Below are 25,201 nucleotides of genomic sequence, written 5' to 3'. Positions count from 1 at the left end.
GTCTTGAATGATGCAATGACCATGTTGAAAAAAACGAGTCGCACTTTTTACATTCCCATAAGCCAGATGGATTTTGGGTTGAAGGAGGCCGTGACATCTGCTTATCTGTGTATGCGGGCAATAGATGAAATAGAGGATCACGAAGAAATCTCCGACAAATTGAAAGTGGACCTATTAATTGGAGTACACGATGCATTCCAAACCGCACATATTACTGAAGCCATACGAAAATTATTATCGCCGTATCGGGCAGCATTGCCAGCAGTTACGATGCAACTCGATGAGTGGGTGGCTCTTTGTCCTTCCTCAGGAGCACCCATCGTAAATCGGTACATCGCAAAGATGGCTTTACAAATGTCCGAATGGGTTCAGAACGGATGGACTATTCATACGGAAGAAGATTTGGATCGTTACACTTACAGCGTGGCCGGTATGGTTGGAGAAATGCTTTCAGAACTTTGGTTATGGCATGACGGCACTCAATCCGATTTAACGAAGGCGGTTGCTTTCGGGCGAGGACTGCAGGCCGTCAATATTCTCCGAAATAGAAATGAGGATATTAAACGTGGGGTTGATTTCTTTCCCGATGGCTGGGGATTTAAGGAGATGCAACAATATACGCGCCGCAATTTACAACAAGCCGATTCTTACGTGGCAGACTTGAAAGACGGTCCGGCGTCGAAATTTTGTAAAATACCTTTAGCATTAGCTCATGCTACAGTAAACCTTATTGCTACCGGCGGAAGCAAATTAACAAGAGATACAGTATTAAAAATCGTGAGCCGTGTGACTGGTTAATTAAACGAATTAGCGATCGCATGAGAAGTCGGTATACGCCGGCTTCTTTTTTTTTATATAAAATCAGGCCGCGGATGTTTATGTCTCTAATTTCCGTAAAGCTATTAAAAGTAAACGAAAGGCAATGAAATACAATATATACCATCAATAGAGTGTGTTACCTTATACGCATCGGGCTCGTCATCGAGAGCGAGGAAGGAGGGATATTCGCAGGTTTCCGGCCCGGATCTACAGTTCATCCACTTGGAACTTGGAACAAGAGCACTTTGTCCGACACACTTGGGACCACCATTTCAATAAGGGGGAACAATGATGAAACGAAGGCTATTGGCAGTAATGATTATTGTGGTCATGATGTTGACGAGCATCCCGATTCCGGCTTTTGCGGGCACAGCGGCGGGGATCGACGTGTCCGTGACTGCGGATAAAACATCCGTGGAACCTGGCGAAACGGTAACCTATACGGTCACCGCCTCCAATAACGGCAGCAAGGGAACCTACAACAATATCAGCATTGTCGCGGGAGCGAACACCTGGGACATCAAACAGATCAAAAAAGGCAATTCTCAAACCTTTACATTTAATACCGCATATAACGAGCCGGGTGAATACACGCTTATAAGCAAAGCGCAGGACAAAAAAGGCGGCCTGATTTCCCAGTCCGGCCCTCTGACCGTTAAGGTGGCGAACGCTGTCACCGACGACGGATGGATCACCATTGGCGACACGGAGGTCGTCGGCGTGGAAAGATCCTGGCTGGGCGAAAAAGGTCAGGATACGACCCCCGGCAACCCGTATCTGCTATTCCGCGGATACGAGAACTATAAGGACTTCACGACGTTCGAGCAGATCAGCGCAGCGAGTCCGTCCGGCTATTGGCCCATACTTAGCCAAGAGGACAAGCTGATCCCGAACGGCAATACCGACAAGGTCTGGAGATCGGGAGCCGGAGGAGCATGGGACACGAACAGAGTCCTCGAGATCGAGCTTAAACAGCGGCATGATCTTGAGGAGATCTGGTTCTTTGACGGCGGAGCGTACCGCCCCTCGGCTTATTGGAACTTTACGGATCCGGCTAATCCTGTTCCCGACGTCCCGAACGATCCTGAAGGCGTAGGCAGCAAGTGGGAGGTCATCGGCGGGTCTATCAATGTGTACGGCTATCTGGAAGACGCGCAGAGGTACGAGCTGCTGTTCTCCTATGAGATGAACAACAATGACAGCTGGGTACAGGTGGATCTCAGCGATCTCAGCGATTTCGCCAACCATACCAGCCTCACGTACGATGAAATCAAGAAGGTCTCGAAAATCAAAATCGAGAAGGTGAGCGAGGATAAATACCACTGGTGGGAAGGAGCAGACGTATACAGAAACTTCGATACCGACGTAAACCTTTCGAGCTTCGTCATGGTCGGCAAGCCTATCACCCGCAGCACGGTGGCGGCGGTGCAGAGGTCTTGGCTGGGCAACGACGGCAAAGCTGAGGGCGACGGATCGCCTTACCTGCTGTTCGACGGATACGAGAACTACAAGGACTTCACGACGTTTGAGCAGATCAGCGCAGCGAGTCCGTCCGGCTACCGGCCCGTACTCAGCGACGAAGAGAAAGCGCTTGCGACCAACGACAGCGTATGGAGAACGGGCGAGGGCGGCAGCAACAAGCTGGAGATCGCACTCAATCAGAAGCATACGCTTCAGGAAATTTGGTTCTTTGACGGCGCGGAGTACGGTCCCACATCAGACGCCATAGCGGACCAAACCAGCGAGTGGCAGGTCGCCGGCGGTTCCGTCAAGGTGTCCGCCTATGTGGGTGACCATTATGTGGAGCTGTTCACCTACGCGATGAACAATGACGACAGCTGGGTGCGAATGGACCTCGCCAGCCCGGCCAGCTTCGGCGGCGGCTACAACTACAATGAGATTAAGAACGCTTCGAAACTCAAAATCGAAAAGCTGAGCGGCGGTACGTACAAATATGTTAATTTCGCGGACGATACGATTACGGTCGACCGCGACGTCAACCTTTCCGAGTTTGTTATTCTCGGCTTGCCGCTAGAACCGCTGATCGCGGATACCGGCAAAAGGGATATCGTCCCTATAGACTGGGATAAAGAACCTCAGACGGTACCCGAATTCAACCTTGATTTCGGTACGTTTGTCGGCACCAACAGCTTCTTTAATGACCCCGACCTTGGTGGCAACGTCGTCCCGGTCAGCGGAACGACGAGGGAATACCACACTTGGGCTTGGACGGAATATATGGTCGGAAACGACTCGGGCGCCGGCGACAACGATCCGCGTATGATCGACGATCCGGAAAGGCCGCTGGTGGCGTTCGTCAACACCTGGGGCGGTTTTGACGCTTTCTACAGAAATATGAAGGCCGCCGGCGCATTGGTATATCTGTGCCTGCAGAACCTGCATGTCGGAGACGCCGAAAGAACGGATCCCGCGTACAACATGCCTAATTACCAGGGCGATGGGGACAGAGAGAATCCCGATTCCTATCTGGGCCACGCCATGAGCTTATGGCAGCACGTGGCAAGATACGGCAGCGCCAAGAGCACGCAAGAGGGCGGCACCATCGATCCGGATCTGGTGCACGTCGCCCCCGGCACCTCCAAGGAAATCGGGTTGAACCTGATCGAGACTTATGAAAACGGCAATGAATTGAACCTTAAAGGCGTGAGCGGCTATGAGTTCGCGGCGATGACGAGCGCGGACTACGACGGCCACATGAACGCCATGAAGTCGTGGATACACGATACGGACATCGATGTTAAGTCCCGGAGCGGGAATTACATCTACACAGAAGAAGCTACCGGCAAGCCTTACTCCGGCGTGGGCATCAAGAACGCGGACCCCAACGCCAAGCTGTCCATAGCAGGCGTGGGCGGCCTCGACCTCAAGTTCTTGGAAGAGATGACAGAGTGGTTCCTGACCTACAGAACCGCGGACGATTACCTTGATATCAACTATGTATTCGAGGGGGGTTCGTACTTCAGGAAACACGATACCGAGAAGAACAAGCCCTACACCAGAGAGGAAGCCCTGTTGGGAGAGGAAAATCCCGAGGAACCGGAAAACTTCCTGTACAGGTTCGAGCAGTTCCCGGTAGACGTACTGAACGTGCACCACTACACACCCGACTCCAAAGACGTCGCGAACGGCAGAGCGATCGGCGGCGTGGCGCCCGAAGAAGATCAGTGGACCAAACAGACGTGGAACCAGGACGTTCCTCTTGAATACGGCATGAAGTGGGTCATGAATCTTCGCGCATTGTATTATCCTAACGCCGAGGTGTGGCTTTCCGAGCTGGGCTGGGACAGCGCCCAAGGCACGGCGACCACCGCCAAAGCGAATCAGTCTTATTATCCCGGCGTCAACGCCGAGCTCGAATTGAATCCGGCTCTTTATCCGAGCTTCGCAGGTAAGAACGATCCGGTAACCATGCAAGACGTAGTCGGCGGTTTTGAGATACAAGGCCGCTGGATGGTCAGGGAATTCCTCCTCCTCGCGTCCTGGGGCGTGGATCGTGCTCAGCAGTTCATGCTGCGCGGTTCAGGAACGGGTACCGCCGGTAAATTCAATACCAGCGGGTATCTGGATACTCAAAACGTGCTGGGCGAAGGTCCGAACGCCAAGAAACCCGCATGGTACTATGTAACGGCCATGCGCAACTGGCTGGGCGATATGCGCTTCGAGAAGGAAGTGGAGACCCCCACTTATACCAAAAAAGTAGAACCGTGGGATTCATCGGGCAACGCCTTCACCAATAACAATACCACGCCCGAAAACGCGTTGAACGTGCTTCAGTTCGGCTTCGATGACGAGAACGCCGGGATTGACGAGCAAGACAAGAATAACGGCAAGGGCTATGCGCTCTGGCTGGGAACCTCCAAGGGCGATATTGACGGCAACTATGTCGATTACGAGCTTGATCTTTCCGCACTACCTCTGGATGATATCGAGGACGTAAAGCTGGTCGAGCTGGTGCGCAATAGCGATACCGGTTCCTCCACATCCATAAAGTCTCAGCTATCGGGCGGTAAGGTGACCGTAAGAGTCACTGAAAAGCCGGTGTTCGTCATGGTGACCACGGGCGATAATCCGGAGCCTGCGGCGCACAACGTTACGATCGGCCAGATGGAGAACGGAAACGTCACATCTGATAAAGCTCAGGCGATAGAGGGCGAGCTGGTTACCCTCACTGTTGCTCCGGAACCCGAATACAAAATGCAGCTTGGCTCGCTCAAGGTCAACGGCAGTGCTGCCGGACTGACCAGTCTCGGCGCTAACAAGTACCTGTTCGCCATGCCGGACGAGGATGTCGCCGTGACGGTTTCGTTCGTCGGGATCATGGCCGACGACGGATACGCCGTCTTGTATGATGAGAATTTCGACGCCGGAGACAGTGTCGGCGGAGGAGCATGGGCCGGCGACAGAGCAGCGATTGTCGCCCGTCCACAGGGTGACGAAGGCGACAAGGCTGTTGCAATTACGCAGGGCGCCGGCAATAACCTGTATCAATTGCCCGGAATCTCCTTTGAGTCAGGCGTCGACTATACCCTTGAATATGACTTTAGGGGAGACAGCGGAATCGACGGAACCAGTTTTTATTTTAACGACAGCCAAAGGCTTTTCGACGGCGACGCCCCGGTGGACGGTTTGATGAATGTGCGTTCGGCCAGCACCTGGAGCGCGAAGACGTATACCCAAAACGCGTGGCACCATTTCAAATTGCAGTTCAGGCACGACGGCGTGAAATGGTCGTTTACGCTCTACATCGACAACGTCCTTATGGCTAACGGCCCCGTTGCTAACGCTACCGCTATCGGGAGCCAGACGGTGAAGCTGAAGAACGGCTACCTTAGCGATGAAGGCGGCAAAGCGTACTATGACAACTTCTTCTTCTATCGGGGTCAGCAAGAGGTCGTGAAGACGCCGCACGGCATCACGGTACCCGGTCAGATCGCCGGAGGTTCGGTCACCGCGGACAAGGCAACCGCTACCGAAGGCGAAACGTTCACCTTGACCATTGCCCCGGACGACGGCTATACGCTGTCCTGGCTCAAGATCAACAACGTGGAGCAGTCGATAACCGGCGGCAGCCACGTATTCCTCATGCCGGGCGCGAATGCCGTCGTAACGGCTGCGTTTGAGGAGCTTGAGGTTCCATATGCCGTCCTGTATGAAGAAAACTACGATTTGCGCAGCGCTCCCGGCGAGGTTCCCGGATGGGCCGGCACCGGCAGCGCGATTGTCGCCGCTCCGGGCGGAGCAGGCGGCAAGGCGCTTGAGATTACTCAAACCGACGGCAACAGCTTGTATCAATTCCCCGCGATCGCGTTTGAGCCCGGGATCGACTACACCTTGGAATATGACTTTAGGGGCAGCGGCACGAGCACCGGAAATGCGCTCTATCTCGGGTGGAGCGAGAGATTTTATGACAGCGACGGCGGCAGCGATTCGAGCAAGCTGCATCTGCGCATGTGGCAGAGCTGGGTCACTAAGCCGTATACGAAAGACGAGTGGCACCATTTCAAAGCGGAGTTTAAGCACAACGGGGCGAAGTGGACCGTAAGACTCTTCCTGGATGGCGTGCTCGTAGACGAAAACGACGTGAATGGCGCGGCTTCTCTCAACCAACAACTGATGTTGAAGGTCGGCGGGGCCGGCGGTAATAACTACTTTGACAACGTCGAGCTCTATCAAGGCGAAAAGCCGGTAACTGTCCTGCTTGAGGAGAATTTTGACTCGCGCAGCGCTCCCGGCGAGGTTCTCGGATGGGCCGGCACCGGCAGCGCAATTGTTGCCGCACCGGGCGGAGTGGGAGGCAAGGTGCTTGAGATCACTCAGACTGACGGCAATAGCATGTATCAATTCCCCGCGTTTACGCTTGGGCCGAACGTCGGCTACACCCTGGAATATGACTTTATGGGCAGCGGCTTAACCACCGGAAACGCGCTCTATCTCGGGTGGAGCTCGAGGTTTTATGACAGTGACGGCCCGGCGCAGGGCAGTGATTTGAATCTGCGTCCGTGGAACACTTGGGGGAATGCGTATTATACCAAAGATTCGTGGCATCATTTCAAAGTGGCGTTTACCCACAACGGCACGAAATGGAACTTTACGCTCTATCTGGACAACGTCGCTGTGGCTGCCGGTCCTTGCGATGCGAGTGTTACCGGAAGTGTGCAGCTGATGTTAAAGGTCGGCGCGACTGCCGCCGGCGGCAAAGGGTACTTTGACAACATCGTCCTCTACCATGACTAGAGCCCGAGCAAACAGTTACATGGGATCTTCAAGTTAGGCTAGGCCGTAAAGGTAAGGATTCAGTTGAAAAAAAACGCGGGCTTGCGATCATCGGGAGGTTTTCTCCCGCGAACACGCAAGCCCGCGTTATGTTTCAAAGCCCACTTTCGCCCTCGCACCATTGGTACCCGTTAAAAGGTTATGAAAAGACAGCGATTCTTTAAATATTACTATAAGGTTCGGCAGCGCCGTGATTTTATAATAAATACATACGGCAAAGCCGGAGAATTAGGACAATCTTTCGCAGTCAGGGAAGGAAGGCTGGAAGCATGACGGAGCATAAGTTGCACCACGGTTTGGAACGGGATTTGAGCTGGGCGGATGAGGCTTGGAGCCGGGCAGAAGCAAAAATAGGCCGGAGCGCCAGGACGATCGGAGCGGCCTTTCCGAACGGAACGACAAACGGACGATACGTTAAGGGGCTGACGCACGACTGGGTCGCCGGCTTCTGGCCGGGGCTGCTGTGGCTTGCGTACCGCGAGAACGGCGATGAGGAGCTACGGCGCGTGGCCGAAGCGTGCGAGCGTCAGCTCGCGGAGACGCTGCAGACTTACGACCTGCTGCATCACGACGTCGGCTTCATGTTCAGCTTGAGCAGCGTTGCCCAGCATCGTCTGGCTGAGGCGTCAGGGCGCGGGGGAGATTCCGATGCGAAGCGGCATGCGCTCATCGCAGCCAATCTCCTTGCCGGACGGTACAATCCGCAAGGCGAGTTCATTCGCGCCTGGCCGAACTGGGACGAGGAGGATCATACCGGCTGGGCGATCATTGACTGCCTGATGAATTTGCCGCTGCTGTATTGGGCCGGACGCGAGATCAAGGATCCGCGGTATAAGCACCTCGCGATCCGGCATGCCGATTCCGTCCTGCGCGATTTTCTTCGTCCGGACGATTCGGTCTGCCATATTATCCGCTACAATCCGGATACCGGGGCGCCGATCGAGTCGCTGGCCGGGCAAGGCTACGCGGCGGATTCCGCTTGGGCGCGCGGAGCTTCCTGGGCGCTGTACGGCTTCGCGCTCAGCTATCGGTACACGGGCGAGGCCCGGTATCGCGAAGCCGCGCTGCGGGTAGCTCGGTTCTTCGTTTCACGGCTGCCGGAAGACGGTGTTCCGTACTGGGACTTCTTCCTGCCGGAAGCCGGCCGGGAGTCGATGCCGAGAGATTCGTCCGCGGCGGCGATCGCGGCGTCCGGTTTGCTGGAGCTGGCAGAGCTTATGGAAGAGGGCGGAGGAGCAGGAGTCGAAGATGCCGCTTGGTGCCGGACATCGGCCGAGCGGATCGTCCGGTCGCTGTGCGACCGCTATGCGGACTGGGGCGACAAGCATGAAGGCCTGCTGAGGCATGCAACCGGTTACTACTCGCGCGGTGTGTTTGTCGATGAATCACTGATCTATGGCGATTATTTCTTTGTAGAAGCGCTCGCGAAGCTGCGGGGACGCAAGGAGCTATTCTGGTAGACGACGATATCGGAATATTATATAACGAGGAAACCGAGAGGATGAGAGAGATGGGGCTGCGAGATCCGATGCTGCGCAATCGCGCGATCGAAGTGACTGCGGGAGGTTCGCAAAGCGACTATCCGGGTTTTACGTCGATGGCGATTCAGATGGCGGTAGATGAAGCGACCAGCCGCGGCGGAGGCATCGTGCGGTTGGATAAAGGCGTTTATGACATATACGGACCGATTCGCCTGACGGATCGGGTCACGCTGGCCGGCGCCGGACCAGAGACGGTGCTGCGTAAGACGGACGGCTTCAAGAGCCCGTTCATCGTCGACGCCGACTACGGGGAGCTGCGCGTGGAGGTGGCGGATGCCAGCGGCTTCCGCGTAGGGATGGGGCTACAAATATTCGACGAGTCGCAAAAATGGGGCTGGGACGAAAGCACGGCAACCATTACAGCGGTGGATGGCAATGTGCTGCGCTTCGACCGGCATCTTGAGCGCGATTACCGAGCCGACGACGGCGGCATGGCAACGAACGCCTGCCCGATTATCGAAGCGGTGGACGTCGAGCAGGTTCGCGTGCGCGACCTTGCAATCGACGGCAACAAGGCGGCCAACGAGCCGATCGGAGGCTGCCGAGCGGGCGGGATTTATCTGAAGAAGGCACGCGACTGCATGATCGAGCGCGTCTTCGTGCGCGACTTCAATGGCGATGGCATAAGTTGGCAGATTACCGAAAATATCTCGGTGCTGCACTGCGACGTACGCGGCTGCACAGGATCGGGGCTGCATCCCGGCGCCGGCTCGCATTCCTCGCGCGTCAAGGATAATACTTGCATCGGCAACGGTACAGCGGGGCTGTTCATCTGCTGGCGCGTCCAGTTCGGCGAATTTGAGCGCAACGTGCTGGAACATAACGCCGTGTCGGGGATCTCTATCGGACATAAGGATTCCGACAACCGGTTCGCCGACAACGTCATTCGCGGCAACGGGAATAGCGGCGTCTATTTTCGCCCGGAGAATGCGTCCAACGGGGCGAATCGCAACAAGTGGCTCCGCAACGTGATCGAGGACAACGACGGATTCGGATTCTTCGTGAATGCCGGGTCTATCGACAACGAATTGAAGGATAATCTTATCCGCGATACGGGAGCGGGCCGGCAGACGGGGGACGTCTGGCTGGCGGAAGGCGCAGATCGCTTCCCGGCATAGCGAGAGTAGGCTTGAGAGACCGCGCGAAGGAGTCTTTGGAACATGACAAATAGAAGAATAGAATCTACCATCTCGTATGTGGAGCGGATGCTTGAAGGCACCGATTACCGCAGCATTGCATCCTTGGAGGAAAATTGGCGCTTCCATGCGGGAGACGCTCCGGGCGCGCAAGCGGCCGGCTATGACGACGCGGCTTGGCGGATCGTGCAGCTTCCGCACGACGATTCGGCGGAATCGGATTTCGACGCCGCTTATCCGGCGAACGGGTACGTTCGCTCGGGCGTCTTGTGGTACCGATTGCCGTTCGCGTCTTCGCATCGGCATGCCGATGCGGAGAAATGTTACCTGATGCTCGACGGAGCCGCGATGAACGCCGAGGTGTGGGTGAACGGTCGCTGCCTCGGGACGCATCCCTATGCATATACGCCATTCTGGCATGATCTTACGCCTCATCTTCTCCCCGCCGGGGAGGAGAATATCCTTGCGGTCAAAGTGGATGCTTCTCTGCAGCCGTTCGGCAGATCTTATCAAGGAAACGGGCTGTTCCGCCGCGTGCAGTTAATTGTCATCGCCCCCTTGCACATTGACATATGGGGCGTTGTCGCAAGAACGGAGTCCATCGACCCGGAAGGCGCCTCAATCTCAGTCGCAACGAACATCTCCGTTGGGCGTTATCCGGAGACGAAGTGGAATGCTTTTGTCTGGCAAGGGAAGGGAATGGCGGACAATAACGAAATCAGCAAAAGCTGCCGGCTGAGAACGACGATTCTTGATCCGGAAGACCGCGAAGTGGCGGTATCCGAGGCGGAGACGATCGTGCCGCAGTTCGGCAAACATCGGTTCGAGCAGCGGCTGCGCGTGTTGAAACCCGATCTTTGGAGTCCGGACCAGCCGAACCTGTACCGGCTCCGCTCCGTGCTGTTCGTCGAGGGCGAGCCGGCGGACGACGTCCTGACCCCGCTTGGCATTCGCACGTTATCGTTTACCGCCGAGGGCTTCGAACTGAACGGAATCGAAACGATAATCAAAGGCGTCTGCTTGCACCAGGACGCGGCGATTTTCGGCGGTGCGGTTCAGACGCGTACTTGGGCGAGCAGGCTGGCCATGCTGAAGGAAGCCGGGTGCAACGCAGTCCGCACGTCGCATCACCCTTTTCCGACGGAATTTTACCATGCGTGCGATTTCCTCGGCATGATGGTCATGGACGAAGCGTTCGACGAATGGCGGTTAGGCTGGGACCGCGGCTACTCGGACTCGCCGTACGGCAAGAACACCTACGGGTATTCGCTCTACTTCGACCAATGGTACGAGACCGACCTTAGGGCGATGATTAAGCGAGACCGTAACCATCCGAGCGTCATTATGTGGAGCGTGGGCAACGAGATTCCGGATCTCTACTTCGACGAGGGAATCCCCATCTTGCGCAGATTGGTCGAGATCTGCAAGGAGGAGGACGACACCCGGCCCGTTACCGTTTGCGCGGAAGGCAATCACTTGCTGAGCTTGCGAGAAGGCATCATGGATTTGGTGGATGTGCCGGGCTATAACTATGTCGCCAGCCGGGAAGGCGACGCGTACTACGAACGCCTTCACGCGGAGCGTCCGGACCTTGCGCTGCTCGGTTCAGAGACGGAATTCGAGCCGGAGCACTGGAAGCGCATTATGCAGCATCGCTACGTCATCGGACAGTTCCTGTGGGTCGGCATCGATTATTTGGGAGAAGGCGCCGACGTGCTCGGCGAAGACTCCGCTTTGGGCAATACGTTCGATATCTCCGCACTCGCAGGAGGTCGACGCGGCTGGGCGTTCGGGCTCATCGATTCGGTCGGCACGGCGCGAGGAGAGTACCACTACCGCCGAAGCATCTGGAGCGAAGAGCCGTTCGTTCGGCTTGCCGTCAAGCAACCCGTTCCCGCTGCCGGTGAAGCGTTAGCCTACATGAATGCGCAGTTTCATTGGAACTGGAACGAAGGCGAATGCAAGACGGTATATGTTTTCACCAACTGCGACGAGGCGGAACTGTTCCTGAACGGACGCTCGCTCGGGGTATTGGCGAAGGATTCGGAAGGTTACCGCGCGATGGAGCTGGACGTCGATTATGTTCCCGGAACGCTCGTTGCAGTCGGCCTGAGCGAAGGGCGGCGCGTTTGCGAGGACCAACTGGTCACCGCAGGAGGCGCGGCACGGCTGGAACTGAGCTGCGACGCCGAACGGTTGTCCGCCGATGGAAGGGACTTCGCGGAGCTGCGCATCCTTGTCGTCGACAAGGATGGCCACCTTGTGCCTGACGCCGCACATCCGATTTCCGTCACGGTACAAGGCAGCGGCAGCCTGCTCGGCGTTTACTCGGCGGACGCGACGAGCAGCGAGAGCTACCGTTCCGCGAGCTGCCGTGCCTACCGCGGAATCGCCGCAGCCGTCGTACGGGCGGGACGGGATCCGGGGACGATTGGCATTGAGGCATCGGCTCCGGGGCTGGCAGCCGCGAGCTGGACGTTGCCTTGCGTCAAGCCAGACTAGGCTGCGTGCATTCCGCGAACCGCATACCTATGAGAAAGGCACCTGCTAGGGTGCCTTTCTTCAATAGTCGGCGATTCCCCAAACTACGCTTAGCTTTCCCGTCATGTAATCGACAGCGCGGCATCAAAGCCTGAGCCGGGAATCGGATATGAAAATGCAAGAGAAGTCATTTATAGCCTATATCCATGGCCTGAGCCACCATTCAATATAGAAGGATGCAAATACGTACGCGTTACGAAATGGGAGGATAAAGTGAAACAATTACCGGACGTTCAAGTCGCTGCAGAGCAGATGTCGTTTTGTTGGAAAACCGATAAGGATCAGGCCGTACTTGAACGGGACGGCCGCATCGTGTGGCAAGGAAGTCTGCTTCCTTCTTTCGAGTTGGCGGATGAAACCGGATTGACTTCTTATACGGATGCGATTGCCTCGAATGTGTCAGCTTTTTCGGATTCTAGCTATCAGATCGCGCTTGAATTCGGCGAGTTTGGCAGAGGTTCCCTTCAGGTGATTGCCGAAGCATGGGGAATCCGATTTGCCGGTCTGGAAGTGGTATGGCATCGGCCGGCCTCTATCGTGGCACTTTATTTCGGAACGAAGCTTATGACGGACATGCAGCGCAGGGCCGCGCCATCGCTGACCAAGCCTTTCTGGCCGAACTGGAAGGCGGAAGGGTACTGCCTGCCGTGCGCAGGTTCGAATCCGACGCGCAGCTTTTGGCGTTTTTTTGATATGGGCGATGCCCTGCTGCCTCTCGGCAGCTTTGGCGATGCGATGGGTACGTCGTATGCGGCTGCTTACCCGAGGCCGCTGTATGCCGCGGCGATGGGAGGCGGTGACGGATGGATGTCGTTCGGACCCGGAGAGATCCCGGATGCGGCGCTATCGTTGCAGTTAAAGTCCGCCACCGCTTGTATGCAGTATTTATACAGGGAGGATTTGTGGAAAGCACCTGACCTGCTCAATCGTAGCTGGAGCGAGCCGCTCAGACTTGCCTGGGGAGCGAATGGATTCGATGCCTACGACCGGCTGTATCAAACCTTTCCGGTCAACGCTCCGAAATCGTCCATTCATGCGAAATCGTTTGTATGCACATGGGGCGATTTTAAGGAAGGGCAGTTTAATCTGCGGGCCATTACCGAACGGATTTCCCGATCGGCTCCTGCCGATATGATCGTACTCGACGAGTATTGGGAGACTTGCGACAGCAGCGGAATTCCGGACTATAACCGGTTTCCGGAGTTTGACCGAGATCTTGCGCACATGCAGGAAGAAGGCTTCGAAATTGCGGTATGGCAGTCTATCGGCTGGATTGACCGGCCTGAGGAGTTCGGTCTGACCGATAAGGATCTGCTCTGCGGAGCGGACGGGAAGCCGAGGCTCTGGCGCTGGTCGGGCGATCCGATATACGGCCAGTCTTATCATTATTGCTTGGATCCCAGCTCGGAGCGGACCAGGTCGTTTCTAACGGAACGGACCAGGTCGATCGTGAGCCGGTTGAATCCCGTAGCGTTGAAGTTGGACTTCGGCTATGGCTTGCCGGGACCGGACGTAAGCGTGCCGCGTCGACCGGAATTCCGGGGAGAACGACTTTGCACGGAACTGCTCAAGATCATCACGGACGCGGCTAAGGAAGCAAAGCCGGATATCACGATTATTTATTATGGGCTGCATCCGCTGCTTCACGATTATTTCGACGTAATCAATATCGATGATCTGGGAGACGCTGGAGACAGCGCTGAATACGAGGCTCTCGGGCACAATCAGCGCTGCATGTGGTCGGCACTCGCGGCGCGCCGCGGCATGTTGATCAATGCGTCGACAGGCTATTATTGGGACACGTTGGAGCGGATTTTGCTCAACACGGCCGTTGTCGGCACCAACGGCTTGACGCTCGGAGCTACCGATCGTACCGGCAAAGCGATGACCGCCTCGCAGCGGCTCCGCTGGCTTGCGCTCGAGAAGTGGCGCAGGAGCGGAAGCGGATGGACGCCATTATGGCTGGATGCCGATTTCGGAGATGTGAGCCGCGAGCCGGCCATCCGGTCATGGGGTCGGGTGGAATCGCATGCGGGCCCAGACCGGATAACCGCCCTCGCATTACGACATGCGTCAGGCGACGAGAAGGTTTTTCCGCAAGTGTCCGGTATCCGATTCAAGGGGGACTGGGCGCTTATCGCACAAGACGATAAGGATATCTTACATTGCTCGGAGCTGGCCTGTATCCCGTTTGCGCCTGGCACTCTTACCATTGAGGGAGCTTTCGAAGCCGTTATTGAATTCCGTCATACCTCTGAGGGCGAAACGACAAAGGTTTCGACTTCCGATGATAGCGGAAAAGTGACTTTATGCATGAGCGAGATGGACCTGAATGAGATCGTCGGCGTTCTTTTAATACGAAAATAAATATATGAATCGAAAGGGGCTGGCCATGCGGCAGCCCCTTTGCCATGTGTTTTCCGGAAGAGTCGAACGCTTGGAGTTGGAGATATATGGTCGTATTCCTGTCGAAAGCGCTTTATAATTAGGTGATGGGACTGATTTACTATCATACGATTGTTCGACATCGGAGAGGAGAAACGGCTCGAAATGAAAATTTTTCGGAAACCACAGTGGAAAATGACGATATTTCCGAAGCTGATCATTGCGTTCCTGCTTGTGGTCGTTCCGATCTACGGTATCGGTCTCGGGATGAACCAGCTGGGCGAGAAGAGCGTCCGCGAGGAATTGTCGAAATCGCTCAAGTCGAAGGTCGATTTCTACCTCAACTCGCTCGAGGTCGAAAATGAGCGGATGATGGGGCTGCTGCAGCAATACGCGCTTGACAAAGATATCCAGCATGCCACATTTATCAGCAATACGATGACGATCGGCGTATGGACGGAAACGGTGCAGCGGATTCAGGAAAAACTGCAGCTGATCAAGAACTCGAGCCTCTACATCAAGACCGTAAACGCTCATATTCTGACGCTGAAGCGAACGATATCGAGCGACGAAACGATCAGCGACACGATTAATCCCGACTATGAGGCAGTCGCTACCGTATCCAAACTTCGGGGCGTCGGCCATTACTTCTGGAAAGACCGGCTGTTCATGGCGATCGCCTATCCGGGCTCCGATCTGCCGAATATGAAGGAAACCTTCGCCCTCTCGATCGAGATCAACCAGGAGATGATGAAGCAGTCGCTGCATAACTTCTCCGACTACAAGAATTCGGGGGCCATGCTGGTCGATCCGAAGAACGGCTGGATCTTGGGCAACCAATCGGACGAAGAACTCACGAAAGAACTTTCGAATTACTTGAAAAACCGTCCCGAGGGAAGCGCCGACGAAGATTATAAGCAAATCTCGGCTGGAAACAGCTCCTATTTTGTCGCCTATAAGCGCTCGCCTACGTTCGGCTACTATTTGATCGCCTACGTGCCTGCGGCCGAAATGCTCGGGCCGATCGACAAATACCGAATGCTGCTATGGCTGTTGTCGTTCGTCTCGCTCATCTTTATCGTCGCTTACTCTTACTGGCTGTATCAGCTCATTCGCAAGCCTCTGCATCGGATGATCACCGGATTCCGCAAGGTGGAGGCGGGGATGATGGAGCCGATTCCGCTGCCGAAGACACGCGATGAGTTCCTCTACTTGTTCCAACGGTTCAATATGATGACGGACAATCTGAAGGTGCTGATTCATGAAGTCTACGAGCAGAAGCTGCGCGCCCAGACATCGGAGCTGAAGCAGCTGCAGTCGCAGATCAATCCGCACTTCTTGTACAACACTTACTTTATTCTATACCGCTTGGCGAAGATGAACGATAATGACAGCGTCATCCAGTTCAGCCAGCACCTCGGCGAATACTTTCAGTATATTACTCGCAACGGTTCCGACGATGTGCCGCTCGAAGCGGAGATTAAACACTCTCGCACCTATGTGGAAATTCAGAATATCCGCTTCGCCAAGAGCCGCATTACCGTGGAGTTCGGCGAACTGCCCGCAGGTTGCGGCGACATGCGCGTTCCGCGGCTCATCCTGCAGCCGTTCATCGAGAACGCGTACCAATACGGGCTCGAGACCAAGCGCAGGGACGGCAGAATAGCCGTGACGATGATCGAGCAAGATGGCAAATTGCTCATGTCGGTCGAGGATAACGGAGAGAAGCTGACGAACGCCGACTTACAGTCGATCGAAGCGAATCTAGTGAATCAGAGAGCCGATATGGAGTACACCGGCATGCTGAACGTTCACCGCCGCTTGATCATTCGGTTTGGCAGCGAGTTCGGCGTTTCCGTCGCCCGCGGCGAAATGGGTGGCATGAAAGCGACGCTGAAGCTGCCGATGCCCCAGTCCCTGAGCAAAACTGCTGAACCCTTAAATACCAATGACGCGAGAGGAGAGTGACAGCATGTACCGTCTGTTGATCGTGGACGACGAGCCGATTATCGTCGAAGGTTTAAGCGAGCTATTCTTGCAGTCCGAATATCCATTGGAGGTCTATCAGGCGTTTGATGGCATGGAAGCATCAGCGATCGCGAGGAAGCTGCGCATCGACATTTTGCTGACGGATATCGAGATGCCGGAGATGAACGGCATCGAGCTGCAGAAGGAGGTGCTGCGTCTCTGGCCGCGCTGCAAGTCGATTTTCCTAACCGGTTATAACGAGTTCGATTATATCCAGTCGTCGATCCGCGGGGGAGCGATCGATTACGTCCTGAAGACGGAAGGAGACGATCCGATCATCTCCTCGGTCGAGAAAGCCATCCGCGTCATTGACGAGGAAGTGACCTACGAAGGACTGATCGAGAGCGCTCGTTCGTCGCTTAAGCTGGCCCTGCCGGCGCTGCGCAAGGAGTATTTGTCCGGTCTGCTGGAAGGGGAGGCTTCTTCGTTCGCCGTCCGGAAAGAGCGGTTCGCGCAGTTCGAAGTGCCGCTCGATCCCGAATTGCCGGTCGTCATGGCCGTTGGCCGGATCGACCGGTGGCGCGAGGATGCGACGGGAGGCGATAAAGTGCTGTTCGCCTATTCGATCAATAACATCTTCGAAGAATTTTTCGCGCATGAATTTGAATTGACGTACTTCAGAGGCGATCACGAACGGCTGATTTGGCTGCTGCAGCCGAAGACGGAGTCGGGGTATCGTCAGGCAATTGCCGGTAAACCGCAGCTGCGCGCAGGCTCCGCTTCGGATCCCAATCCGGAAGCCGCCCTGCACGCTTACTTGCTTGGGATGCTCGAATCCGTGCAAACCGCCTGCAGCCATTACTTGAAGCTCACGTGTTCCTTCGTCGTCTCCGGCGAGCCGTTCGAATGGGACATGCTTGCGCCTAAATACGAGCGGCTGTCGCAGTTGTTCGGCCGCGGGCTTGGACTCGGCAGCCAGATGCTGCTGTCGGACGACCGGGCGAAGTCAAGCGGAGACGAGGAAGCGCGAAGCAAGGTCAAGCGCATCCGGCTGCTCGACCAATACTTGATGCAGAAGGAACGGGCGAAATTCGAGCTGCTGTTCGACGGGATTTCGGAAGCCGTAGGCGAGTCGGCGACGCTGGAGGCGGGCTTGCCGCTCGAGGTGTACTACGAGCTTGCCGCGATCTTCATCCCGCATTTGAATCGGTTCGAGGCGCTGGGTGCAGCCGACGGACAGGCCATCTCGGGCAAGCTGTTCTCGATCCGGGAGCATCGTTCGTGGAGGGAAGCTTCCGACTTCTTCCGCGAGCTGGCGGATTTGTTGTTCGAACGCATGGATGGTGGAAACGAGCAAGAGACGAGCGAGGTCGTGGAGCAGATTCATCGGTACGTGGAGAAGAACATCGACGGGGATCTGACGCTGAACCGTCTGGCTGAGCACGTCTACTTGACGCCTTTTTACCTCTCCAGATTGTATAAACAGAAGACGGGGCATAACATCAGCGACTATATCACGAGGACGAGAGTCGATAGAGCGAAGCGGCTGCTCGGCGAGAGCGCGCTTAAAATTCATGAAGTCGGCATGCGGATCGGATACGATTCGCCGTCCTATTTCACCCGTTTATTCAAAAAAGCAACCTTGTTGACCCCTCAGGAATACCGTGATTCGCTGAAATAGATATAAAAGGATAAGGAATGTAATTCCTTTATTATATTCTTGGCGCCTTTCTGACTGCATAATGAAAGCGTAGCACATTTTGATGCAGAATTTAGGGGGGAAAGCAGCTGATGTCGACAAATACGAAAGCGAAAGCAAAATCGAAAGTGAAAGGCTCGGCCATACTTTCATTACTACTTATCATGATTACTGTCACAGCATGTAGCGACAACAACAACGGCAACAAAGCTTCGAACGCGAACAGTACGCCAAACGCAACCGCAAGCAACAATGCAAGCAACAATGCAAGCACTAATGCAAACGCAAGCCCGGCAGCAACCACTCCAACCGGCCCAACCGGCAAATACGATCCGCCGATCGAAGTCACGACGGTGCGCGCTGTCAGTTCGGCCGCGGAGCTGCCGCCCGGCGACGACTACGATTCCAACATTTGGGTCAAGACGTTCCAAGAAGATCTTGGCATTCAATTGAAGAACGCATGGAAAGTAAACGCCGAGCAGTATCAGAACAAGGTTGCCGTAACGATGGCATCCGGCGATATGCCGGACTTCATGGAAGTCGACGCTCAGCAGTTCCAGATTCTCGTAGAAGCCGGCACGATCGCCGATTTGACCGATGCCTATAACACGTACGCTTCCGATATGACGAAGGGCTCGATGGAAGCCAACAACGGCGTGAGGCTCAAAGCGGCAACAACGGCGGACGGCAAACTCATGGGTATTCCGTCAGACGGCGGAGATATCACCGATACTCAGCTCATCTATATTCGCAAAGACTGGCTGGCCAATGTGGGGCTTGAAGCACCGAAGACGATGGAGGATGTCGTTAATATCGCCTTGGCGTTCACGAAGAAGGATCCGGACAAGAACGGCAAGAACGATACGTACGGATTAAGCCTCGACTTGAATCTATTCAATGGCTGGTCCGGTCTTGACGGCTTCTTCAACGGCTACCACGCCTATCCGTTTAATCCGACCAAGGGCTCGGCCACGAGTCTGAATTTTATTAAAGGCGCGGACGGCAAGGCACAGTGGGCAGACACGCAGCCGGAAGTGAAGACCGCTCTCGGCAAGCTGGCCGACCTGTTCAAGCAAGGCGCGATCTATCCGGAATTCAGCGTCATCGACGGCATGAAGTCCGCGGAGCTCGTCACATCCGGCAAAGTCGGCATGACGTTCGGCGCGTTCTGGGTGCCGACTTGGCCAATCAATAATATGTACAATGACGTTCCCGGCTCGGATTGGGGCATCTATCCGCTCGTATCATCCGATGATCAGCCGGCGCTCTCGCAAAGCATGACCGGATTGCCTTCGCACTTCTATGTCGTAAGCAAGAAGGCCGAACATCCGGAAGCTCCTATCTTGATGTTGAACACGTATATTGAAAAGCTCTACGGAAACTTCGACAAAAATTACCACACGGTTACGGTAGACGGCAAGGACTTCGGCGTCTTCGGTCTTTCTCCGGTACGCGGAGGCATGCCGGGCAACAACCCGAAAGCGGCTGCCGCGGTTCAAGCAGCTAAGCAATCCGGCGACACATCCACGCTGAACGACGAACAGAAGCAATATTACGATCAGGTGGCCAAATTCGAAGCCGGCGACAAAACCATGTGGGCTGCGAACAAACTTTGGTCTGCTGACGGGGTATTCAGCCTCCTTGGCCAGTACAGCGACAACAACCAGGTCTTCCAATCGGCATACGTAGGCAATCCGACGACGACGATGATCGCCAAAGGTCCTTCGCTTCGCGACGAAGAAGTCAAGATGATCACCTCCATCATCATGGGCTCCAAGCCGCTCGATTACTTCGACGAGTGGGCGGCAAACTGGCTGAAATCCGGCGGTCAGGAGATTCTCGACGAAGTCAACGCAAGCGGTCAGATTCGATAAGACGTATGAGGGGGGTAGGGGCTAACCGCTAGCCGCTACCCTTTCTTTGTATCATGGCAGGAGGGGAATCGATTGAGCCGCAGAAATTGGAGATTGGAATGGCCGCTGCATCTGATGCTCGTTCCGGGTCTGATGGCTGCGTTGATATTCAGCTACGGCCCGATGGTCGGCATCGTTATCGCATTCGAGAATTTTATTCCGGTTAAAGGGATCTTTCACTCCGAGTGGGTCGGATTCGAACATTTCAAGTATATCTACCACTTGTCCGAAACAAGGGATGTTCTAAGGAATACGGTATTCATCGGATTCATGAAAATCGTCGGCGGACTGTTCGCGCCGCTCATAACCGCGCTTCTACTGAACGAGATCCGGATCAAGTACTTCAAGCGCTCCGTCCAAACGATCATTTATATGCCGCACTTTCTATCTTGGGTCATTATGGCCGGTATCTTGCTGGATGTGCTCTCTCCGACGTCCGGGATCATGAATCAATTTCTCGCGTGGCTGGGGTTTGATAAAGTGTTCTTCCTTGGCAACGATAAGTGGTTCCCTTACGTGCTGGCGGGAACAGACGTATTGAAGGAATTCGGGTTCGGAACGGTCGTTTACCTGGCCGCCATCACCGCGGTCAATCCTTCGCTGTATGAAGCCGCTGTCCTGGATGGGGCTGACCGATGGAAACAAACGCTTCACGTAACGATTCCCGCGATCTTTCCGGTCACGATTTTGCTAACAACGCTCGCGCTCGGCAACGTTCTGAACGCCGGCTTCGACCAAGTCTACAACCTGTACAGTCCGGCCGTCTATTCAACCGGCGACATTCTCGACACTTACGTATATCGGATCGGACTGGCCAGTGCCCAATATGGAGTGGCGACCGCCGTTGGACTGTTCAAGTCGGTGATCTCGCTCATCCTCATCTCGTTGTCTTATATCGCGGCTTACCGTTTCGCGAATTATCGCATCTTCTGATAAGCGGCAAGGAGGTTAGTCATGATTCAACCCTATACATGGAGTCGCAAGCTGTTCGTAGGTTTCAACTATACGGTGCTTGTGGTCTTGTCTCTTATCTGTCTACTGCCTTTGGTTAACGTCTTCTCCGTTTCCTTAAGCTCGGCCGCCGCGATCGAAGCGGGCAAAGTGACCTTATGGCCGGTCGACTTCACGATGAAGGCTTACGAATTCGTCGCGAGGAAGGATGAGTTTCTGATCTCGATGGGCATATCGGCGCAGCGCGTGGCGCTTGGCGTCGCCATTAACATGCTGTTAACGATCCTCACGGCCTATCCGCTGTCCAAGGAAGCGGCGAACTTGAAGTTCCGGACGGGATATGCCTGGATTTTCGTCTTCACGATGTTGTTCTACGGCGGATTAATTCCATCCTATATGGTCGTACGGGAATTGCATTTGATAGACAGCATATGGGCGCTTGTCCTTCCAGGGGCGCTGCCGGTATTCAATGTCATTCTGATGCTCAACTTCTTCAGGGGCTTGCCGAAGGAGCTGTCGGAGTCGGCGTTCATCGACGGCGCCGGACATTGGCAGACGCTCTGGCGCATTATCGTGCCGCTCTCGATGCCGTCGATCGCAACGGTAACGCTGTTCGCGATCGTCACGCATTGGAACGAATGGTTCCACGGGCTCATCTATATGAACGATCCGATCCACTATCCGCTTGCCAGCTACTTGCAGACCATTGTCGTCCGGATGGATATGTCTACCATATCCGACCCTGCGATGATTCTATTGTTATCGCAGTTGAACGATCGCTCGGTGCGCGCGGCCCAAATTTTCCTCGGCATGGTGCCGGTGCTGTGCGTCTATCCGTTCCTGCAGCGGTATTTCATGAGCGGCATGACGCTTGGAAGCGTCAAGGAGTAAGGCGTTGCCAGGTAAGCCGTCCTTTTCTTCGGAGCAGGGCGGTTTTCTTTATTCAAGAAGGGGAGGAGATTGAAGGATGTTAAATGAACGTTACGGCTCGTCAAGACTTGAGGAGCTTGGCTTCGGAGAAGGGCCTTACGCGCCTTTTCCGAAGGCGGAAGACCGCGAAGGCTGGGGATCGATCTCCGCTGAGAAAAGAGAGAGCTGGCTGCGGCAAGCGGACCGTTATGCGGAATATGGGTGGCCGGCACTTAAGGTATCGGACTATCGCGCCTATTGGACGAGCGGCGACTTGTCGCGCCTCAGTCTCGCCTACTTCGAACGGAGAAGCGTGCTCGGCATTCTCGTCGTCGCCGAATGCATGGAAGGCGAAAGCAAATACATGGATCAAATTTTAAACGGGATTTTCGCCATCTGCGAGGAGACGACCTGGGTGCCTCCTGGCCATCGCAGCCACTGGAAGGAATTCGATAAGCAAGAGAGCATCCCGAGCAGTACGGAATACGGAGTCGAGCTGTCATCTGTGGAAACGGCGCGGCTTCTCCTATGGACCCGCTATTTGCTTGGTAGCAAGTTCGACGCGATCAGCCCGCGAATTAACGAGCGTATCGTCCGGGAGACGAAGGAGCGGGTGTTGACGCCTTACCTTGAACACGACGATTACTGGTGGCAAGGCTTCACGCCCGGCGAGCGGATCAACAACTGGAATCCGTGGTGCAACGGCCCGGTGCTGGCAGGATTCCTGCTCATCGAGGAGGATCCGGAGGTCAGAAGCGCGGGAATCGCCAAGGTGCTGCGAAGCCTCGACGCGTTCATCGCGACTTATCCCGCAGACGGCTGCTGCGATGAAGGACCGTCATATTGGATCGCGGCGGCGGGCGGCCTTTATGAATGTCTGGAGATGCTGTCGCTGGCGTCACAGGGACGTTTCGACATTTTCGGGGAGCAGATCATTAAGGATATTGGCGCTTATATGCCCAAAGTACACATTCATGGCGATTATTACGTCGCTTTCGCCGATTGCGATGCAAAGGCGAATCCGGGAGGCGGGGGCGTATATCGCTACGGCGTTAGCGCGGGGGATGAGTCGCTCGTCCGTCTCGGGGCCAGCATGCCGCCAAGCGGCGATCCGAGCACGCGAATTTGGTTTAACCTTTATGCCTATACGCGCGATTTGTTCGTCGAGAAGGAGAGGCTCGCGCAAGAATGGAAGGCGCCTTATATGCGGGATGCCTGGTTCGGCGTTACCCAAGTGATGACCGCAAGGGAGCAGGAAGGCACCGAGCAAGGCTTATACGTCGCGGCCAAAGGCGGCAACAACGGGGAGGCGCATAACCATAACGACGTCGGCAGCTTCCTCGTGTTCGCCGACGGCTATCCGCTGCTCGTCGATCTGGGCACCGAGGAGTACAAGGCGCAGACGTTCAGCGCGCGGCGCTATGAGCTTTGGTATTTGCAATCGCAGTACCATAACCTGCCGACGGTGCGTGGGGTACTGCAGCATGAAGGCGGGAGGTACAAGGCGCGCAATGCGGAATACTCACAGCAAGGCGGCCGCTCCGAGCTGCGAATGGATATTGCCGATGCTTATCCGGAGGAAGCAGGGATCGCGGCTTGGGAGCGTACGGTTCGGCTGGATCGGGACGGCGTCCCCTCTGTGACGATTGGCGACGTATTTACGATGAAGGACGGCGCTCCGGCGGAGATGTTCCACTCGCTAATTACACCTTGCGAGCCTATAATCGGAGGCGAGGGCAGCGGCGAGATCCTGCTGACTTATGCGCCGGGCAAACAGGCGGTCATCCGCTACGACGCCGAGCATCTTCGCGCGCGAATCGAGCAGATCGATGACATGGAAAGCCGACTGAGAAGAAACTGGGGCGACCGCATGTATCGCATCGTGCTGGAGGAACGGCAGCCGGTCGCTGCCGGCGAGAGAACGATCGCCGTCTCGCTCGATCGCGGCTGATCCGATCGTGCCTATCGCGGCCGCTCTCGATGTCGCTATTCCACGACTGCTAATGGCACGCTGCAAATGAAGGCTGCTGATCTTAGAATGGGTTCCTTCCCATACGTAAAAAAGAGGACTTTCATCCCATCATAGATGGAGAAGAAAGTCCTTTTTTTGCCAACAGATCAGTTGCTAAAGATGAAGTAGCCAGCCTTTGCAACTGACTGCTGCTTTTTTATTCTTCGTTATGCGTCGATTCCGGTTGCACCTTGATGGCCACTGCTGGATGTCGTATTTACTACCCTCTTTCCCTATAAGCATTAATAGCGCCTAAATCGTGTTTGAAGCAAATTACGCATGGTTTAATTTCACGATCTGATTGATATCCGTACCTTCAGTATTTCCGCCTAATAGTCTACTGAACAGGAACTTCGTCAACTTAAACTTGTTGCCAGTATCCCAATACTCGGCGGTTTCGGCTACTACCTTAATTAGCACGAGATTTGGATCGTCATAGGTTGACTCCAGCAGTTTCTCGTATGCCGGACTCCAAAGTTCTTTTATTTTCTCGGTACTGTCCACGAGTTCTGCTTCGCCTCGAATAGAGACGAATGATTTTCCCGCATAGGAAACGTTGACCTGCCGATTATGGAGCAGTTCTTCGAACTTTCCGGTATTCTTTTTCGTTAGAAACCAAAGGTTGCCGTCAAACTCGACTTCCTGGGTTTTCATGGGACGGGAAACCAACCCTTCCTCCGATACCGTTGTTAACATCGCGATGTCAATGTCTTTGATTAATTCACGTACTATTTCTGTCGCTTCTTGGCTGTTTGCAGTTGGCTCCATCTTCAGGCCACCTTTCATTATGTCGCATATTCATTAGACTGCTTTTTATTTTTGCCAAGCGATATTGCTCTTTATTCAATTATCCGCACTGAAGAACCTCGCTCTACTCAAAGTTGATAATATCGTATACACTTTGAACATATCGGATTCTGCCAGCCTTTCTCCCGTTCGCTTCTATAAAGAAAGAGTGTTATTTCCGGTATCGGTTCGGAGGGAATAGCTCCTCGATGGGAGAAATGAACGCTGCGTTTTTTTTCGTATGCAGT

The 25,201-nt window shown here is 55.0% G+C and carries 13 protein-coding genes; 12 read left to right on the top strand and 1 reads right to left on the bottom strand.

Features of this window, described 5'->3' with window-relative positions; all coding sequences use genetic code 11:
* Window positions 1-15 precede the first annotated feature (15 nt).
* The 12 genes from BM412_RS19220 (at window position 16) to BM412_RS19165 (ending at window position 24,107) form a co-directional block, all read left to right on the top strand.
* A complete protein-coding gene (locus tag BM412_RS19220) occupies window positions 16-798 on the top strand; it encodes a squalene/phytoene synthase family protein (protein ID WP_177245983.1) in 783 nt (260 codons plus the stop codon).
* A gap of 312 nt (window positions 799-1,110) precedes the next feature.
* A complete protein-coding gene (locus BM412_RS19215; RefSeq protein WP_091221908.1) occupies window positions 1,111-7,074 on the top strand; it encodes an InlB B-repeat-containing protein in 5,964 nt (1,987 codons plus the stop codon).
* 308 nt (window positions 7,075-7,382) lie between these two features.
* Window positions 7,383-8,573 (top strand): glycoside hydrolase family 88 protein, encoded by a 1,191-nt coding sequence (locus BM412_RS19210; RefSeq protein WP_091221905.1) that lies wholly within the window; start codon window positions 7,383-7,385, stop codon window positions 8,571-8,573.
* 68 nt (window positions 8,574-8,641) lie between these two features.
* Window positions 8,642-9,772, top strand: a complete 1,131-nt coding sequence (locus BM412_RS19205; RefSeq protein WP_177245927.1) for a right-handed parallel beta-helix repeat-containing protein — start codon at window positions 8,642-8,644, stop codon at window positions 9,770-9,772.
* Window positions 9,773-9,814: 42 nt separating this feature from the next.
* Window positions 9,815-12,292 (top strand): glycoside hydrolase family 2 TIM barrel-domain containing protein, encoded by a 2,478-nt coding sequence (locus BM412_RS19200; protein ID WP_091221900.1) that lies wholly within the window; start codon window positions 9,815-9,817, stop codon window positions 12,290-12,292.
* Between the two features lie 252 nt (window positions 12,293-12,544).
* Entirely contained in the window at window positions 12,545-14,698 is a 2,154-nt protein-coding gene (locus BM412_RS19195; RefSeq protein WP_091221897.1) for an alpha-amylase family protein, read from the top strand.
* A gap of 183 nt (window positions 14,699-14,881) precedes the next feature.
* Entirely contained in the window at window positions 14,882-16,684 is a 1,803-nt protein-coding gene (locus BM412_RS19190; protein WP_091221895.1) for a sensor histidine kinase, read from the top strand.
* Window positions 16,685-16,688: 4 nt separating this feature from the next.
* Window positions 16,689-18,365, top strand: coding sequence for a response regulator (locus BM412_RS19185; RefSeq protein WP_177245926.1), 1,677 nt, complete (start codon window positions 16,689-16,691; stop codon window positions 18,363-18,365).
* A 110-nt stretch (window positions 18,366-18,475) separates the two neighbouring features.
* The gene (locus BM412_RS19180; protein WP_091221889.1) at window positions 18,476-20,257 is read left to right on the top strand and encodes a type 2 periplasmic-binding domain-containing protein; all 1,782 of its coding nucleotides are present in this window, start codon (window positions 18,476-18,478) and stop codon (window positions 20,255-20,257) included.
* Between the two features lie 72 nt (window positions 20,258-20,329).
* Complete coding sequence (locus tag BM412_RS19175) at window positions 20,330-21,229, top strand: ABC transporter permease (RefSeq protein WP_256256450.1); 900 nt, start codon at window positions 20,330-20,332, stop codon at window positions 21,227-21,229.
* A 21-nt stretch (window positions 21,230-21,250) separates the two neighbouring features.
* Window positions 21,251-22,138: a carbohydrate ABC transporter permease gene (locus BM412_RS19170; protein ID WP_091221886.1), complete on the top strand. Its 888-nt coding sequence runs from the start codon at window positions 21,251-21,253 to the stop codon at window positions 22,136-22,138.
* 76 nt (window positions 22,139-22,214) lie between these two features.
* Window positions 22,215-24,107: a heparinase II/III domain-containing protein gene (locus tag BM412_RS19165; protein WP_091221883.1), complete on the top strand. Its 1,893-nt coding sequence runs from the start codon at window positions 22,215-22,217 to the stop codon at window positions 24,105-24,107.
* A 333-nt stretch (window positions 24,108-24,440) separates the two neighbouring features.
* On the opposite strand, the gene BM412_RS19160 is transcribed toward BM412_RS19165, so the two are convergent.
* Complete coding sequence (locus tag BM412_RS19160) at window positions 24,441-24,935, bottom strand: pyridoxamine 5'-phosphate oxidase family protein (protein ID WP_091221878.1); 495 nt, start codon at window positions 24,933-24,935, stop codon at window positions 24,441-24,443.
* Window positions 24,936-25,201 lie beyond the last annotated feature (266 nt).

Source organism: Paenibacillus sp. BC26 (assembly GCF_900116125.1).
In the GTDB taxonomy this organism is placed as follows: domain Bacteria; phylum Bacillota; class Bacilli; order Paenibacillales; family Paenibacillaceae; genus Paenibacillus_Z; species Paenibacillus_Z lignilyticus.
This window is presented reverse-complemented; position numbering and strand designations above follow the sequence as displayed.